This is a genomic window from Eudoraea algarum (genome assembly GCF_050589645.1).
In the GTDB taxonomy this organism is placed as follows: domain Bacteria; phylum Bacteroidota; class Bacteroidia; order Flavobacteriales; family Flavobacteriaceae; genus JBNGOQ01.
On record NZ_JBNGOQ010000001.1, the window covers coordinates 841,235 to 856,609 of the forward strand.

General features: G+C 48.1%; 12 protein-coding genes. All 12 read left to right on the forward strand.

Annotated elements, in window-relative coordinates; genetic code table 11:
* Positions 1-16: 16 nt before the first annotated feature.
* The 12 genes from ACRD67_RS03925 (at position 17) to ACRD67_RS03980 (ending at position 15,347) form a co-directional block, all read left to right on the forward strand.
* Positions 17-1,348: a quinol:cytochrome C oxidoreductase gene (locus ACRD67_RS03925; protein WP_430965731.1), complete on the forward strand. Its 1,332-nt coding sequence runs from the start codon at positions 17-19 to the stop codon at positions 1,346-1,348.
* A 30-nt stretch (positions 1,349-1,378) separates the two neighbouring features.
* On the forward strand, positions 1,379-2,437 hold the full coding sequence (locus ACRD67_RS03930; RefSeq protein WP_430965732.1) for a cytochrome c oxidase subunit II: 1,059 nt from the start codon (positions 1,379-1,381) through the stop codon (positions 2,435-2,437).
* A 46-nt stretch (positions 2,438-2,483) separates the two neighbouring features.
* Complete coding sequence (locus ACRD67_RS03935) at positions 2,484-4,295, forward strand: cytochrome c oxidase subunit I (RefSeq protein ID WP_430965733.1); 1,812 nt, start codon at positions 2,484-2,486, stop codon at positions 4,293-4,295.
* Between the two features lie 881 nt (positions 4,296-5,176).
* Positions 5,177-6,001, forward strand: a complete 825-nt coding sequence (locus ACRD67_RS03940) for a GIN domain-containing protein (protein ID WP_430965734.1) — start codon at positions 5,177-5,179, stop codon at positions 5,999-6,001.
* 115 nt (positions 6,002-6,116) lie between these two features.
* The gene (locus tag ACRD67_RS03945) at positions 6,117-7,583 is read left to right on the forward strand and encodes a CoA-acylating methylmalonate-semialdehyde dehydrogenase (RefSeq protein ID WP_430965735.1); all 1,467 of its coding nucleotides are present in this window, start codon (positions 6,117-6,119) and stop codon (positions 7,581-7,583) included.
* Between the two features lie 9 nt (positions 7,584-7,592).
* Positions 7,593-8,951, forward strand: a complete 1,359-nt coding sequence (locus ACRD67_RS03950; protein WP_430966182.1) for an aminotransferase class III-fold pyridoxal phosphate-dependent enzyme — start codon at positions 7,593-7,595, stop codon at positions 8,949-8,951.
* A gap of 2 nt (positions 8,952-8,953) precedes the next feature.
* Positions 8,954-10,642 carry an NCS1 family nucleobase:cation symporter-1 gene (locus ACRD67_RS03955; RefSeq protein WP_430965736.1) on the forward strand — a complete coding sequence of 563 codons (1,689 nt, stop codon included), beginning with the start codon at positions 8,954-8,956 and terminating at the stop codon, positions 10,640-10,642.
* A gap of 1 nt (position 10,643) precedes the next feature.
* Positions 10,644-12,026 carry a dihydropyrimidinase gene (hydA, locus tag ACRD67_RS03960; protein WP_430965737.1) on the forward strand — a complete coding sequence of 461 codons (1,383 nt, stop codon included), beginning with the start codon at positions 10,644-10,646 and terminating at the stop codon, positions 12,024-12,026.
* 11 nt (positions 12,027-12,037) lie between these two features.
* Positions 12,038-12,442, forward strand: a complete 405-nt coding sequence (locus ACRD67_RS03965) for a four helix bundle protein (RefSeq protein WP_430965738.1) — start codon at positions 12,038-12,040, stop codon at positions 12,440-12,442.
* Positions 12,443-12,482: 40 nt separating this feature from the next.
* On the forward strand, positions 12,483-13,349 hold the full coding sequence (locus ACRD67_RS03970) for a nitrilase-related carbon-nitrogen hydrolase (RefSeq protein WP_430965739.1): 867 nt from the start codon (positions 12,483-12,485) through the stop codon (positions 13,347-13,349).
* Between the two features lie 191 nt (positions 13,350-13,540).
* Positions 13,541-13,987 (forward strand): GxxExxY protein, encoded by a 447-nt coding sequence (locus ACRD67_RS03975; protein ID WP_430965740.1) that lies wholly within the window; start codon positions 13,541-13,543, stop codon positions 13,985-13,987.
* 34 nt (positions 13,988-14,021) lie between these two features.
* Positions 14,022-15,347 carry an NAD(P)-dependent oxidoreductase gene (locus tag ACRD67_RS03980; protein ID WP_430965741.1) on the forward strand — a complete coding sequence of 442 codons (1,326 nt, stop codon included), beginning with the start codon at positions 14,022-14,024 and terminating at the stop codon, positions 15,345-15,347.
* Positions 15,348-15,375 lie beyond the last annotated feature (28 nt).

Genomic DNA, 15,375 nt, shown 5'->3' on the forward strand with positions numbered 1-15,375 from the left:
CATAGATTTAAGCAGTATGTACACTTTTTCAAATAGATTAAAAATTGGCTCCTTCATTCTAATGGCCGTGGGCCTCTTGTGTCTTGGCGTTGGCTTTGTTTCCGCACCGAGCACCGTTGAAGAAGCAAAGGCAATCGTAGCCAGTCATGATGATGGCCATGGTGACCCCCACGCGGCAGATCAAACCCATGGCGTTGCTGATGACCACGGAGCGGCCGCAACGCATGATGAGGGTCACGATGCCTCCCATGACGAGCATCTACTGCACCAGTTACAGAACAGGCCTTGGTCTGCACTTTATGTGGCTGCCTTCTTTTTTATGATGATCGCCCTGGGCGCCCTGGCTTTTTATGCCATACAACGGGCAGCGCAGGCGGGTTGGTCACCCTTGCTGTTCCGGGTCATGGAAGGAATAACTGCTTATTTGGTCCCCGGTGGGATCATTGTATTTGTAATCTTGGTATTATCCGTACTGCATATGAACCACTTGTTCGTGTGGATGGATTCTGACGTGGTGGCACATGATAAATTGTTACAGGGGAAAGCGGGCTTTCTTGACCCTACCTTCTTTTTGGTTAGGGCCGCCATCTTTTTGGGCGGATGGATCTTGTACCGCGAGTATTCCAGAAAATTCTCCTTGGCACAGGACGAGGCCAGTGACAATTCTAACTTTGTAAAGAACTTTAGAATTTCGGCAGCCTTCCTGGTATTTTATCTCATTACCGAATCTATGATGTCATGGGATTGGATCATGAGCGTAGACCCACACTGGTTCAGCACCCTTTTTGGCTGGTACCTGTTTGCCAGTATGATCGTTTCCGCGATCACGGTCATTGCCATGGTAACGATCTATTTAAAATCCAAGGGATATTTGGAAGATGTAAATGACAGCCACATCCATGATTTGGCAAAATATATGTTTGGTTTCAGCATTTTTTGGACCTATCTGTGGTTTTCCCAGTTTATGTTGATATGGTACGCCAATATTCCGGAAGAGGTCACCTATTTCGTTACCCGTATAGAGGATTACAATTTGCCCTTCTTCGGCATGGTGGCCATGAATTTTGTTTTTCCCGTGCTACTGTTGATGAACAGCGATTACAAAAGGATCAATTGGTTTGTTATTATGACCGGTATTGTAATTCTTGCCGGGCATTATATGGATATATTTAATATGATTATGCCGGCTACGGTAGGCGATCAGTGGTACATAGGAATTCCTGAGATCGGGGGAATATTGTTTTTTGCCGGATTGTTCATATTCTGGGTGTTCAGGGCACTTACAACTGCGCCCTTGCAACCAAAACGCAATCCTTTTATTGAAGAGAGTAGGCATTTTCATTACTAGTTAGTTTAAAAGTATAATAGAGATCATACAATGACTGCATTATTAACGATTACTGTTTTAGTCTTAGTGGCAATTGCCATCTGGCAGATGACCAAAATATTTGAATTGTCACAGGTTAGGGCAGATAACTCCCAAGTAGCAACAGATGCGGATAACAAAAACAACGGTTATCTCCTATTTGCATTTTTGATATTTATCTACGGTATTACCATCTTCAGTTTCTGGAAGTACACCAAATTCCTCTTGCCCGAAGCTTCTTCTGCGCATGGAGCGGATTATGACTATCTGATGTTGGTTTCCTTCGTCATCATTTTCTTTGTACAGACCATTACCCAGGCCTTGTTGCACTACTTTGGGTACAAGTATAGGGGAGAGACAGGAAAGAAAGCCTTGTTCTATGCCGATAACGACCGATTGGAGTTCATCTGGACCATTATTCCGGTAATCGTACTGGCAGGATTGATCCTGTGGGGCCTGTACACCTGGACCAATATTATGGACATCAACGAGGAGGACGATCCCTTGATCGTGGAGCTCTATGCCCAACAGTTTAACTGGACGGCGAGGTATGGCGGCGAGGATAATGTATTGGGAGAGGCCAGTGTACGGATGATAGATATTGATAGGGCCAATGTACTGGGCTTGGACGAGGCCGATCCCAACGCCACGGATGATGTTATCGTAAAGGAACTGCACCTGCCCGTAGGTAGAAAGGTAAACTTTAAGATGCGCTCACAAGATGTACTGCACTCGGCCTATATGCCACACTTTAGGGCACAGATGAACTGTGTTCCCGGAATGATAACCGAATTCTCGTTTACCCCCATCACCACAACGGCAGAGATGCGATTGAACCCGGACGTAGTGGACAAGGTAAAACGAACCAATAAGATAAGGGCCGAAAGGGCCGCGAACGGCCAGGATAATTCAGATCCATGGGAGTTCGATTATATCTTGTTGTGCAACAAGATTTGTGGAAAGTCGCATTACAACATGCAAATGAAGATTATTGTAGAGACCCAGGAGGAATACGAGAAATGGATGGAAAGTCAGCAGACTTTTGGACAGACCATGGCATCGATGCAGTAATTTTGACCAAAAAAGAAAACTAAACATAAAAATAAAATACGGGGTTATGTCAGGAACAGGACACGAACACGAAGAAGATCACGGACATCATCATCATAAGGAGACCTTTATCACTAAATATATATTTAGTCAGGATCACAAGATGATCGCAAAGCAGTACCTTATTACTGGTTTGATCATGGGTTTCATTGGTATTGCGATGTCGCTTTTGTTCAGGATGCAATTGGCATGGCCAGGGGAATCCTTCCCTATTTTTGAGGCCTTGCTCGGAAAATGGGCTCCTGACGGGGTCATGGACGCCGAGGTATATTTGGCCTTGATTACCATACACGGTACTATAATGGTATTCTTTGTACTAACTGCAGGCCTTAGTGGTACCTTTAGTAACTTGTTGATCCCGCTGCAGATCGGGGCCAGGGATATGGCATCGGGCCTATTGAACATGATCTCCTACTGGTTGTTCTTTACTTCCAGTGTCATCATGTTGCTATCCCTTTTTGTGGAAGCAGGACCGGCCTCTGCGGGTTGGACCATCTATCCGCCCCTTAGTGCGTTGCCTATGGCACAGTCCGGATCGGGAATGGGAATGACACTGTGGTTGGTCTCCATGGCCATCTTCATTGCCTCCTCGCTCTTGGGATCGTTGAACTATATTGTAACCGTTATCAACCTAAGGACCAAGGGCATGTCCATGACACGCCTTCCGTTGACCATCTGGGCTTTTTTCGTAACCGCCGTCATCGGGGTAATATCCTTCCCGGTACTGTTATCCGCAGCCTTGTTGCTGATTATGGACAGAAGCTTCGGAACCTCCTTTTTCCTTTCGGATATTTTTATACAGGGCGAGGTGCTGCATTACCAGGGCGGATCGCCTGTATTGTACGAACACCTGTTCTGGTTCCTGGGGCACCCGGAGGTATATATTGTACTATTGCCCGCACTGGGGATTACCTCGGAGGTGATGTCCACCAACGCACGAAAACCCATTTTCGGATATAGGGCCATGGTGGCATCCATTCTGGCCATCGCATTTTTGTCCACCATAGTTTGGGGACACCACATGTTCATATCGGGTATGAACCCTTTCTTGGGCTCTGTGTTTACCTTCACCACGCTATTGATCGCAATTCCATCGGCAGTAAAGGCCTTTAACTATATTACTACTTTGTGGAAAGGTAACCTGCAATTGAATCCGGGCATGTTGTTCTCCATCGGACTGGTATCTACCTTTATTTCGGGTGGACTTACCGGGATCATCCTGGGAGACAGTACACTGGACATCAATGTGCACGATACCTACTTTGTGGTAGCACACTTCCACTTGGTGATGGGTATTTCGGCCCTCTACGGACTGTTCGCAGGGGTATACCATTGGTTCCCCAAAATGTTTAAACGCATGATGAACAAGAACCTGGGCTACGTACACTTTTGGGTCACTGCGGTCTGTGCCTATGGCGTATTCTTCCCCATGCACTTTGTGGGCATGGCAGGGGTGCCAAGGCGTTACTATGAGAACACGGCATTCCCTATGTTCGATGAACTTACCGATGTGAACGTACTGATCACCGTCTTTGCCTTGATCGCCGGTCTGGCACAGTTGGTATTCCTGTACAACTTTATCGTCAGTATTTTCTACGGCAAGAAGACCGTACAGAACCCATGGAAGTCCAATACGTTGGAGTGGACAGCGCCCATTGAGCATTTCCACGGAAACTGGGAAGGCGAAATTCCCCACGTACACCGTTGGGCCTATGATTATAGCAAGACCTATGAGAACGGGGAGTACATTATTTCCGGACAGGATTTTGTGCCACAGAACATCCCCTTACAGGAAAACGAGGAAGAAATGCACCATTAAGGTGAAAGACATACGATGTATGAGCCCGTCCTTCTTTGGATGGGCTTTTTTTATGGTCGATGGTGGTCTTGCACCCTCATTTGTCATTCGAAATACATTATTCGTAGTTCCAAGTAGCTCCTTCCCTTTGTTAAGGGAAGGTGGCCACGACCGAGCAATGCGAGCGTCGGGGGCGGAAGGGTAGTAAAGAAATTACCCAAAGTGCATTGGGATGTCAGTTCGAGCGCTATGCAAAAGGCAGGCAGTCGAGAATAGGATTGTTGGCTATCCAAAGGCCCTCACCTTAGTCCTCTCCCACGAGGAGAGGAGACCTATATTGTATAAAAGATTTCCTTCTCCTTGGGGAGAAGGTCTGCCAAGAGGCAGGGATGAGGGGAATGATTACCCATCACTCAACACCTAACATTGAGAACTGCGCATTGTTTTAGATTCTTCGCTCCGCTCCGCTTCACTCGGAATCTCCGGCCGCTAGTATGGATTCGGTAAGAAGTAGTAAAAAATGTCAGTTCGAGCGCCGTGCCCGAGGCAGTCGGGCAGTCGAGAACTCTTGTAGGGTTCTAGTTTCCATTACATCTCGACTACCTGTCCTCCGTACGAGACCTCGGGAGGCCTGCCTGCCGGCAGGCAGGCGGGCGCTCGATGTGACAGTTCCAAACAATTTCTTTCAGCCTCGGAAATCCCCTGCGGTAAACCTCATAAACAGAGCGTTTTTTTAGAGTTGCCTACTAAATCGAAAAAAGTTACGCGCTAAGTCTCCAAGAGTTAGCTGCATACTTTTTTTAAGTTAGGCGCTAAGTCTTCCCTACTTACCTGCATTATATCGCTTTTTTGTAATATATTTAGTTATCCGCAGGGGAGAAACAAACTTAAATCCGGTCCAGGTGAAGAAAATAGTGCTAGCAGTTTTGGTATTGACCCATTGTATCGTTCACGCGCAGCGAAAACCAAAGATAAAAGGCAACAGAAGCGTCATAGAGGTCATACAGGACCTGCCAGACTTTAATGCCGTGGAACTCAATGACGACCTGGCCATTACCCTGAGCAAATCCGTGACACCGGGTTATGTGATCAATGCCGATGATAATCTGATCGATATCCTAAAATTCGAGGTCAGGGACAGCACCCTGGTCATCAGTTCTTTCTACACCATAACGGCCAAGAAGCAATTGGACATTACCGTGAACTACCGCGAATTGGAGTCCATTACCTTGCGCGAGGGCCAGATAGGCATGGTAGACATCATCAACACGGACCGATTGTACGTCAATACTTTTGGCTTTTCCAAACTACAGCTCAATGCCGATGCCTCCATTATGGACTTGAATATGGAGGGTAATAGTAGTGGCGATTTTAATCTGGACATAGATTCGCTCAACATCACCCTCAAGGACAAGATCAAGGCAGAGATCTATTCGGTAAGCGAAAAGAATACGGTAGAGGCACGGAACAACGCCTCCTTTAGGATGGAGGGTACTACCGATACCCTGCAGATAAAGCTCATTGGAAATACCAATGCAAGAGCGGAGAAACTGGAGGCCGCTACGGTAATCGCCGGGGTGGAAGGCTCTGCCAACGCCAGATTCTTTGCCTATAAACATTTTGAACTTTCCTCCAGCGGCACGGCCAAGACCTATCTGTACGGCAACCCAAAGATTACTGTATCAGAGTTTATGGGTACCTCCACACTTTTTAAGCGGGAAGAGTAAAAATCCCACCGGGCACGCCCCGAAAACGTAGGTTGCCCGTAAAAACCTACGCTTTAATTATTTGTTGTATTTTTATATAAAGGCCTACACCTTCAAAATAGAAAAAGAGAACAGTATGCAACGGATAAAGGAACAACCCCAGGTACAGAATTTTATAGACGGAAGTTTTGAACGGAACGGACACACGCCCATGGACGTAATCAGTCCCTTGGACGGTAGTATTATTTCCTCCCTTCCCCTGTCTACCTATGACGATGTGGACAAGGCGGTACAGGTAGCGCACAAAGCCTATCCGGAATGGTCCGGAAAGACCCTAAAGGAACGCGTTCAAATATTCTTTAAGTACAGGACCCTCTTGGAGGAACATATGGAGGAGCTCACCAATTTGGTGCAGCTGGAAAACGGGAAAACCTATGGTGAGGCCAAGGCCGAAGTGGAAAAAAGTATGGAACTCTGCGAGTTTGCCGTGTCCATGCCACAGATCGTGGTGAATGAGATCCAGGAGGTGAGCAAGGGCGTGGAATGTAGGATAGAAAGAAAGCCTTTGGGCGTGGTGGCCTGTATTACCCCCTTTAACTTTCCCAATATGGTACCGCACTGGACCATGCCCAACGCCCTGGTGCTGGGCAACACCATGGTAATGAAACCATCGGAACTGGTGCCCTTGAGTACCATGCGCATGGCGGAACTCTTGCAGGAAGCCGGACTCCCCAAGGGGGTCTTCAATATCGTGAACGGCGGCAAGGAAGTGGTAGAGGCCATTTGCGACCACCCCAAGATCGAAGCCGTCTCCTTTGTAGGTTCTACCAAGGTGGCCAAGATCGTGTACAAGCGTGCCACCGCTTCTCTGAAACGCTGTGTAGCCCTGGGCGGGGCCAAAAACCATTTGTTGGTACTGCCCGATGCCAATCCGGAAATGACGGCTTCCAACGTGGTGGCCTCCATGTCTGGTTGTGCGGGCCAGCGCTGTATGGCGGCCTCCGTTATGGTGGGGGTAGACAAGGTGCAGCATATCATAGACCGTATGGTAGAGGAGACCAAAAAAATAGTGCCGGGCGAAAACCTGGGCTCCGTAATCAGCGCTGCGGCCAAGGAACGCATAGAAGGTTATATTACCGAGGCGGAGAACAATGGGGCCAAAGTGCTGGTAGATGGCAGAAATGCCACCGTTCCCGGCAAGGAGGGCGGATTCTATGTAGGCCCTACCATTTTGGATTATGTCACTACCGACATGTCCGTGGCCCGCGAAGAGATCTTTGGGCCGGTCATTTCCATCATCAGGGCCAAGAACCTGGATGAGGCCATCGATATAGAGAACGGATCTAATTACGGTAATGCCGCGGCGGTGTTTACCCAAAGCGGCGGCCTGGCCAAACAAGTAATGGAACGCGCCAGCGCCGGAATGATCGGTGTAAACATTGGGGTGCCCGTACCACGGGAGCCTTTCTCCTTTGGCGGGTGGAACGAGTCTAAATTCGGGGTCGGGGATATTACGGGTAGAAGCTCCATAGAATTTTGGACCCAAAATAAAAAGACAACCACGAAATGGAATCCGGAAGCACAGATCAATTGGATGAGCTAAGCCGGACCCATTTCCTCCCATAACAAATGCCAATACATGAATGATCAGATTGTAAAGAACAATTTAGACTACACCTTATTTTCCTGGGCCAAACAAGGCGGACTCAATCCCATAAATGCACATCGTGCCAAGGGCTCCTATGTGTACGATAGGGACGGAAAAAAATACCTGGACTTCTCCTCACAGTTGATGAACGTGAACATTGGCCATGGCGATCAGCGCATTACCGAAGCCGTAGCAAAACAGATGCAGGAAGTGAGTTATGTATATCCGGGCATGGCCACAGAGGTACGGGGCAAGCTGGGCAAAAAGCTTGCGGAGATTACCCCGGGCAACCTTAGCAAGACCTTTTTTACCTTGGGAGGCGCAGAAGCGGTAGAAAATGCGATTAAGCTCGCTAGAATCTATTCCAAAAGGCACAAGATAATAGGCCATTACCGGTCATACCACGGTGCTACCTACGGGGCCATGTCCGCCGGGGGCGATCCCAGAAAGTTTGCTATGGATGCGCAGTCCGTAAACAACTTTGTCCATGTAGAAAACCCATACTTTTATAGATGCCCTTGGAATTCCGCAACCATGGAGGAATGCGGGGAACGGGCGGCGGCCCACCTGGAGCGGGTGGTCCAGTTTGAAAACCCCGATGCCGTTGCGGCGATCCTGTTCGAAGGAGAGTCCGGCTCCTCGGGCTGTATTAAATATCCGCCCATGTACCTGAAAAAAGTACGGGACATCTGTGATCGCTATGGTATCCTCTTAATTATTGACGAGACCATGAGCGGTTTTGGCCGAACGGGAAAAATGTTCGGCGTGGACCATCACGAGGTAACTCCGGATATCATGTGTATGGCCAAGGGGCTTACCTCGGGCTATCTGCCCCTGGGGGCCATGACGGTCACGGATACCATCGCCCAAAAATTTAACGACCACCCTATGCTTTTGGGGCTTACCTATTCGGCCCATGCCGTTTCCTGTGCAGCGGCCGTGGCGAACATTAAGATCCTCGAGGAGGAGGGACTGGTGGCAAAAGCGGCCAAGATGGGAAGCTATATCGAGGCAGAAGTGGAAAAACTAAAGGAGAAGCACCCTTCCCTGGGCGATTTCAGGAATACGGGACTGCTTGGCTGTATAGAACTGGTAAAGAACCGGGAGACCAGGGAACCCACCACGCCCTGGAACGCCAAACCCGATCAAATGGAGGCCACCCTAAAAATGGCGGCCAAGATCCGGGAGCTGGGGATGTTCACCTTTGTAAGGTGGAACTGGATCTTTATTGCCCCGCCCTTGAACGTGAGCAAGGACGAAGTGGACGAGGGCCTTGGAATTGTTTCCGAAGCCATGGCCATTGCCGATCAATACTGCAACTAGATATGAGCAAGGATATTGTTGAATTACAGGAAGATGTTTCGGGTTCTTCGTTATACAGTGAAGACCTGGCACCCGTTCCACCTGCACAACGCACCTGGAGCAAATGGCACCTGGCCGCCATATGGGTGGGGATGGCCGTTTGCATCCCTACCTACCTGCTGGCATCCTATATGATAAAGACCGGATTGAATTGGTACGAGGCCTTGATCATCATTGGCCTGGCCAACCTGATCATTACGGTTCCCATGGTATTGAACGGTCATGCAGGAGTAAAGTACGGCATTCCCTTTCCGGTGATCGGCCGGGCGGTTTTTGGAATCAAAGGCGTACATCTGGCCTCGGTGACCCGGGGCATTATTGCCTGTGGCTGGTTCGGGGTACAGACCTGGATCGGTGGTTTGGCCATTTATGCCATTTTTAACGCCCTAACAGGTACACAGGGCGAACTGGGCCTTTCGCTGGGCAAGTTTGTGGGCTTTGCCGTTTTTTGGTTGATCAATATCTTTTTTATTTGGAAGGGCACGGAAAGTATCAAATGGTTGGAGGCCTATTCGGCGCCCATATTGATTGTAATGGGATTGATGTTGATCTGGTGGGGCTATAGCAAGGCCGATGGTTTTGCCGTTGTCCTGCAACAGAGCGAGCAGTTGGAAAAACCTGCAGCCGTCATATCCAGGACGGATGAAGGCGCCTATTTACAGCTGAATGCCCTTAAGAACAAGGACGGAACGCTAAAAGCAAACGATTATCGCCTGCTCTCATCACAGACTACGGGCATCTGGAAATCGTATACCGCAGAACCCATAACGCTACCTGACTATAACGAGGCAAGGGAGGTACAGGTCCAGTTTAGAAATTCGGAGGGCGAGACCCCGGTATTGTCCAGCGTGGTAACCGCCTCCCTTGTGGATACACAGGCCGGTGGGGGCTCCAAACTCTGGGGGTATTTGTTATGGCTCACGGCCATGGTTGGCTTTTGGGCCACCATGTCGATCAGCATAGCGGATATCACGCGCTACGCCAAGACGCAGAAAGATCAAGTGGCCGGCCAGTTCATCGGGCTGCCGGGCACCATGATGCTCTATTCCTTTGTAGGGATTTTTGTTACCTGTGCCACGGTCATCAACTTTAAGGACATACTTATTGCGGATGATGCGCCTTGGGATCCCGTTTCCCTTATCGCTAATTTTAAGAACCCGACGGTGGTCATCATTGCGCAGATCTTTTTGTTGATCGCCACCCTGAGTACCAATATTGCGGCCAATGTGATTGCACCGGCCAATGCCTTTTCCAACCTTTTGCCCAAGCGGATCAGTTTTCGCATGGGAGGGGTCATCACCGGGATCATCGGTATTTTGATAGCCCCCTGGTGGCTCCTGAACGAGATTTCGGGTTTCCTCATTTTTGTGAGCGGCCTCTTGGGTCCCGTTCTAGGCATCCTGATCGTGGATTATTTTGTGATCCGCAAGAAGAATATGGCCCTGGCCGAGCTCTACAAGGAAAACGGCAGCTATGCTTATGGAAGGTCGGGCATCAATAGCGCGGCGATGATCGCCCTTCTGGTGGGCGTGTTTTTGGCGCTGGTGGGCTATTGGGTCCCAGCACTGAATTTTTTATATTCCTTATCTTGGTTTACGGGCTTTATTATTTCGTCCGTACTGTACTACGTATTAATGCTAAAAAAACGATGAGATGTCCATATTGATTAAAAACGGTAGGGTCGTAACGGCTTCGGAGAGTTATATCGCGGATGTATATACCGAGGGCGAGACCATAGTGGCCATTGGCAAAAACTTGAACTATGACGCGGATAAGGTCATTGATGCTACGGATAAACTGGTGTTTCCGGGCGGTATAGACCCGCATGTGCACTTGGACATGCCCTTTATGGGCACCTATTCCAGTGATGATTATGAAACGGGCACTCGAGCGGCCTTGCACGGGGGCACCACCATGGTCATCGATTTTATCCTGCAGACCCAGGGCGATACTTTGGCGAATGCGTTAAAAACCTGGCAACAAAAATCCAAGGGGAAGGCCATAGGGGATTATTCCTATCATATGGCGGTCACCGATTTCAATGATGCCGTTGCCAAGGAAGTGGTACATATGATCGAGAAAGAGGGCATTACTTCCTTTAAGACCTTTATGGCCTACAAGGGAGCCCTGATGATAGACGACGGACAAATGGTGCAGTTGATGAAGGTAGTGCAGAAGCACGGTGGCCTGGTCACGGTGCATGCGACCAATGGGGATATGATCGATTCCTTGATCGCCAAGAACAGGGCCCAGGGGAACCTATCACCCTTGTACCATTATTTATCCCAACCCGAGGTAACCGAAGCAGAGGCCTCCGCACGTTTCACCGACATGCTCCATTACACCGATTGTCCAGGTTATATTGTGCACATGACCTGTGAGGGGGCGTTGAACGCCGTTCGCAAGGCAACGCAAAGGAACCAAAAGGTATTTGTGGAGACCTGCACCCAATACCTGGTGTTGGATGCCTCTCTGTACGAAAAGGACTTTGAAGGTGCCAAATGGGTAATGAGTCCGCCCTTGCGGCAGAAGAAGGACCAGGAGGCGCTATGGTCCGGCATCAACCAGGGCTTGGTGCAAGTGGTAGGTACGGACCATTGTCCCTTTCTTTGGGAACAGAAACAGATGGGCAAGGACGATTTTTCCAAGATTCCCAATGGACATCCAGCTATAGAGCACCGCATGGAACTGCTGTATTCCGAAGGAGTGCACAAAGGGAAGATATCACTTACAAAATACGTGGAGGTCAGCGCCACCAATGCGGCGAAGATATTCGGTATGTATCCCCGAAAGGGTACCGTAGCCATTGGCTCGGATGCCGATCTGGTGGTCTTTGATCCCAAGAAAGCGCATACCCTATCGGTAGACACCCATCATATGAACTGTGATTATTCGGCCTATGAGGGCCAAGAGGTGGTGGGCAAAGTAGAAACGGTTATTTTAAGGGGATCGGTGGCCATTGAAAATGAAAACTGTAAGCTACGGGCCGGGCATGGGCAGTTTATTCCCAGAGATACTATCTCTAAAGTGATTTGAATCTATGAATTATGAGTTTAGAATTGGGAAATCAAAAGGATAAAACAACTGGGAAAAATAATATTATTGTCAGCAAAGCGTATGATTTTGCTTTAGGTATCATTGAAGTATATAAAGGACTAAAAAAGGAAAAGGAATTTGTGCTTTCGAAACAAATCTTACGGTCAGGAACTTCCATTGGGGCGAATGTTAATGAATCCGTAGCCGCCGTCTCCAAAAGGGACTTTGTGTATAAATTGGGGATTTCCCTAAAAGAAGCCAGAGAAACCACCTATTGGTTGAATTTATTGAAGGATAGCGGATATATAGACCATAGAGTATTTCATAAATTGAATAAGGATTGTGATGAAATAATCAAAATATTAAACAGCATAATTCTCACGACCAAACAAAAATACTTGACCCCTAATTCATAATTCATAACTCAATAATTGAACACTCATAACTATAAAAAACATGCCTAGAAAAGTAAAATCAGGATTGATACAGATGAGCCTCCCCATGACGGAGGGCGAGGGCAGCATACAGGAGATCATGGATGCCATGCTCAACAAGCATATCCCCTATATAGAAGATGCCGGAAAACAGGGCGTGCAGATCCTATGCTTGCAGGAAATTTTCAATACGCCCTACTTCTGCCCTGGTCAGGACAGCAAATGGTATGCCTCGGCCGAATTGGTCCCCGGACCTACGGTAGAGAAAATGCAGGTGTATGCCAAAAAGTACGATATGGTGATCATCGTTCCTATTTACGAAAAGGAACAGGCCGGAATCTTGTACAACACGGCTGCGGTCATCGATGCGGATGGTACTTATTTGGGAAAATACAGAAAGAACCATATTCCCCATACCACGGGCTTTTGGGAAAAGTTTTTCTTTAAACCCGGCAATCTGGGCTATCCTGTCTTCCAAACAAAATACGCCAAGGTAGGGGTCTATATCTGTTATGATCGGCATTTTCCCGATGGTGCACGGGTCCTGGGGCTTAATGGTGCCGAGATCGTGTACAATCCGTCTGCCACGGTGGCCGGATTGAGTGAATATCTGTGGAAGTTGGAACAACCGGCCCATGCGGCGGCCAATGGCTATTTTATGGGATGCATCAATCGGGTAGGTGAGGAGAAACCTTGGAATCTGGGCAAATTCTATGGGCAATCGTATTTTGTAGACCCCAGGGGGCAGATATTTGCCGAGGCATCGCGTGATGATGATGAACTTTTGGTGGCCGAATTTGACCTAGATCTTATTGATGAGGTCCGTTCCACCTGGCAGTTTTATCGGGACCGTCGCCCGGAAACCTATGGGAAGCTCACCGAGCTTTAATTGGTTTTTGCGGGTTGAACGAGTTTGGTTGGGTTAAAAAAAAGAACACAGATGACGCAGATCAAGCTGATGGGCGCAGATATATCAGTGAAAATCTGCCCAATCAGTGTCATCAGCGTTCTATAACAACGTGGAAAAAAGTAACATAAATGACCCAAATTTGAATGCCGAGCACGGGGATATCACTGAAAATGAGTACTATCAGTGTTATCAACATTCAAAAACAACAAATGGGACGGCAACAGGATTACAAACATTCCGATATTACGGCAAAGATTATCGAGTGTTTTTACAAAGTTTATAATACCTTGGGTTATGGTTTTCTGGAAAAGGTATACGAAAATGCGATGTTCTTGGAACTAAGGGAAACGGGATTGTTCGTGGAAAAGCAAAAACCGATCAAGGTGTACTATAAAAAACATAAAGTAGGGGATTACTATGCTGATTTGATTGTTTCCGAAGCCGTCATAGTTGAACTAAAAGCCACGCAAGCGCTTTGTCCGGAATATGAATATCAATTGATAAATTACTTAAAGGCAACAGAAATAGAAGTAGGATTGCTCTTGAACTTTGGAAAATCACCTCAGTTTAAAAGAAAAATATTTTCGAATGAATCAAGTAAAAAGGAATACCTATAGAGCTCAAATGATAAGGTCAATTAAATACTAAACAATGGCAGAATACGACAAACCGACATCGGAGGCGGAATTCCAGGCGAATTTTAAGCAGAAGAAACCCTTGATGAATCCAACAGAGGCTTATTACGAAAGCTCCCGCTGTTTGTTTTGTTATGATGCGCCCTGTATCCAGGCCTGTCCTACCGGAATAGATATTCCCTTGTTCATCAAACAAATCCAGACCCAAAATACCACCGGGGCGGCCAAGACCATTTTCGATTCCAATTGGTTGGGGAATGCCTGTGGTGTGGTTTGTCCCACCGGGGTACTCTGCGAAGGTGCCTGTGTCTACAACCATCAGGACGTGCCCCCGATCCAAATAGGTCGGTTACAGAACTACGCCACTTATACTACAATGGAAACTGGGAAACAACTCTATGCTCCCGGCCCTTCCATAGGCAAGAAAGTAGCCGTTGTCGGGGCAGGACCAGCGGGAATAGCCTGTGCCTGTGAACTGCGGACCCTGGGTGTGGAGGTCGATATTTTTGAAGCAAAGGACAAGCCCTCCGGCCTTACCGTATACGGCATAGCTCCTTATAAGATTACCAATGCGGAGGTGCTTAAGGAAGTGGCCTATCTGCAGGAACAATTGGGTATTAAAATCCACTACAACTCACCCATAAACAGCAAGGAACAACTCAAGACCTTGGAAGCCGATTATGATGCCATTTTCTTGGGTGTCGGATTGGGAAAAACAGCGACCCTAAATCTGGAGGGAGAGCATTTGGACGGTGTGCAGGGAGCGGTGGAGTTCATAGAGGAACTGCGGATGAAACATCATAAGGTAGAGGTAGCGGATACGGTCGTGGTCATTGGAGGAGGAAACACGGCTATGGATGCCGCTTCCGAAGCGGCCAGGATGGGCGCCAAAAAGGTGGTCTTGGCCTACCGGAGGGACAAAAACGCCATGGGCGCCTATGGATTTGAATACGATCTGGCCATAAGTGCCGGGGTAGATAGCCTTTTTAACGCCACGCCCTTACAAATTGTGGGAGATGGAAAGGTCAACGGAGTGCGGTTCGCAAAGACCCATAGCGTCAATGGAGAACTAAAGATAGTGGAAGGGAGCGAGTTTACGGTCGATTGTGATATGGTCATAAAAGCAACAGGACAGGCCAAACAAGGAAAGTTCTACGAACTGGTGAACCATTTGGATATTGACCAACGGACGCGGGTGAAAGTGAACGAAAGCTATCAAACCTCCAACCCTAAATATTTTGCTGGCGGCGATGCCGTCAACGGAGGTGCGGAAGTGGTCAATGCCGCTTTCGAGGGCAAGATGGCCGCACAGGGCATTCTAGCCTGGTTAAAGGACAAATAAGAATTGGGAATGTGGAATTGAGAATGTT

What these genes read in the sequence shown, in the direction of transcription:
- hydA (WP_430965737.1), top strand. Translation starts at nt 10,644, where the DNA reads ATGTCCATATTGATTAAAAACGGTAGGGTCGTAACGGCTTCGGAGAGT.
- ACRD67_RS03980 (WP_430965741.1), top strand. Translation starts at nt 14,022, where the DNA reads ATGGCAGAATACGACAAACCGACATCGGAGGCGGAATTCCAGGCGAAT.
- ACRD67_RS03935 (WP_430965733.1), top strand. Translation starts at nt 2,484, where the DNA reads ATGTCAGGAACAGGACACGAACACGAAGAAGATCACGGACATCATCAT.
- ACRD67_RS03930 (WP_430965732.1), top strand. Translation starts at nt 1,379, where the DNA reads ATGACTGCATTATTAACGATTACTGTTTTAGTCTTAGTGGCAATTGCC.
- ACRD67_RS03945 (WP_430965735.1), top strand. Translation starts at nt 6,117, where the DNA reads ATGCAACGGATAAAGGAACAACCCCAGGTACAGAATTTTATAGACGGA.
- ACRD67_RS03925 (WP_430965731.1), top strand. Translation starts at nt 17, where the DNA reads ATGTACACTTTTTCAAATAGATTAAAAATTGGCTCCTTCATTCTAATG.
- ACRD67_RS03965 (WP_430965738.1), top strand. Translation starts at nt 12,038, where the DNA reads ATGAGTTTAGAATTGGGAAATCAAAAGGATAAAACAACTGGGAAAAAT.
- ACRD67_RS03955 (WP_430965736.1), top strand. Translation starts at nt 8,954, where the DNA reads ATGAGCAAGGATATTGTTGAATTACAGGAAGATGTTTCGGGTTCTTCG.
- ACRD67_RS03975 (WP_430965740.1), top strand. Translation starts at nt 13,541, where the DNA reads ATGAGTACTATCAGTGTTATCAACATTCAAAAACAACAAATGGGACGG.
- ACRD67_RS03970 (WP_430965739.1), top strand. Translation starts at nt 12,483, where the DNA reads ATGCCTAGAAAAGTAAAATCAGGATTGATACAGATGAGCCTCCCCATG.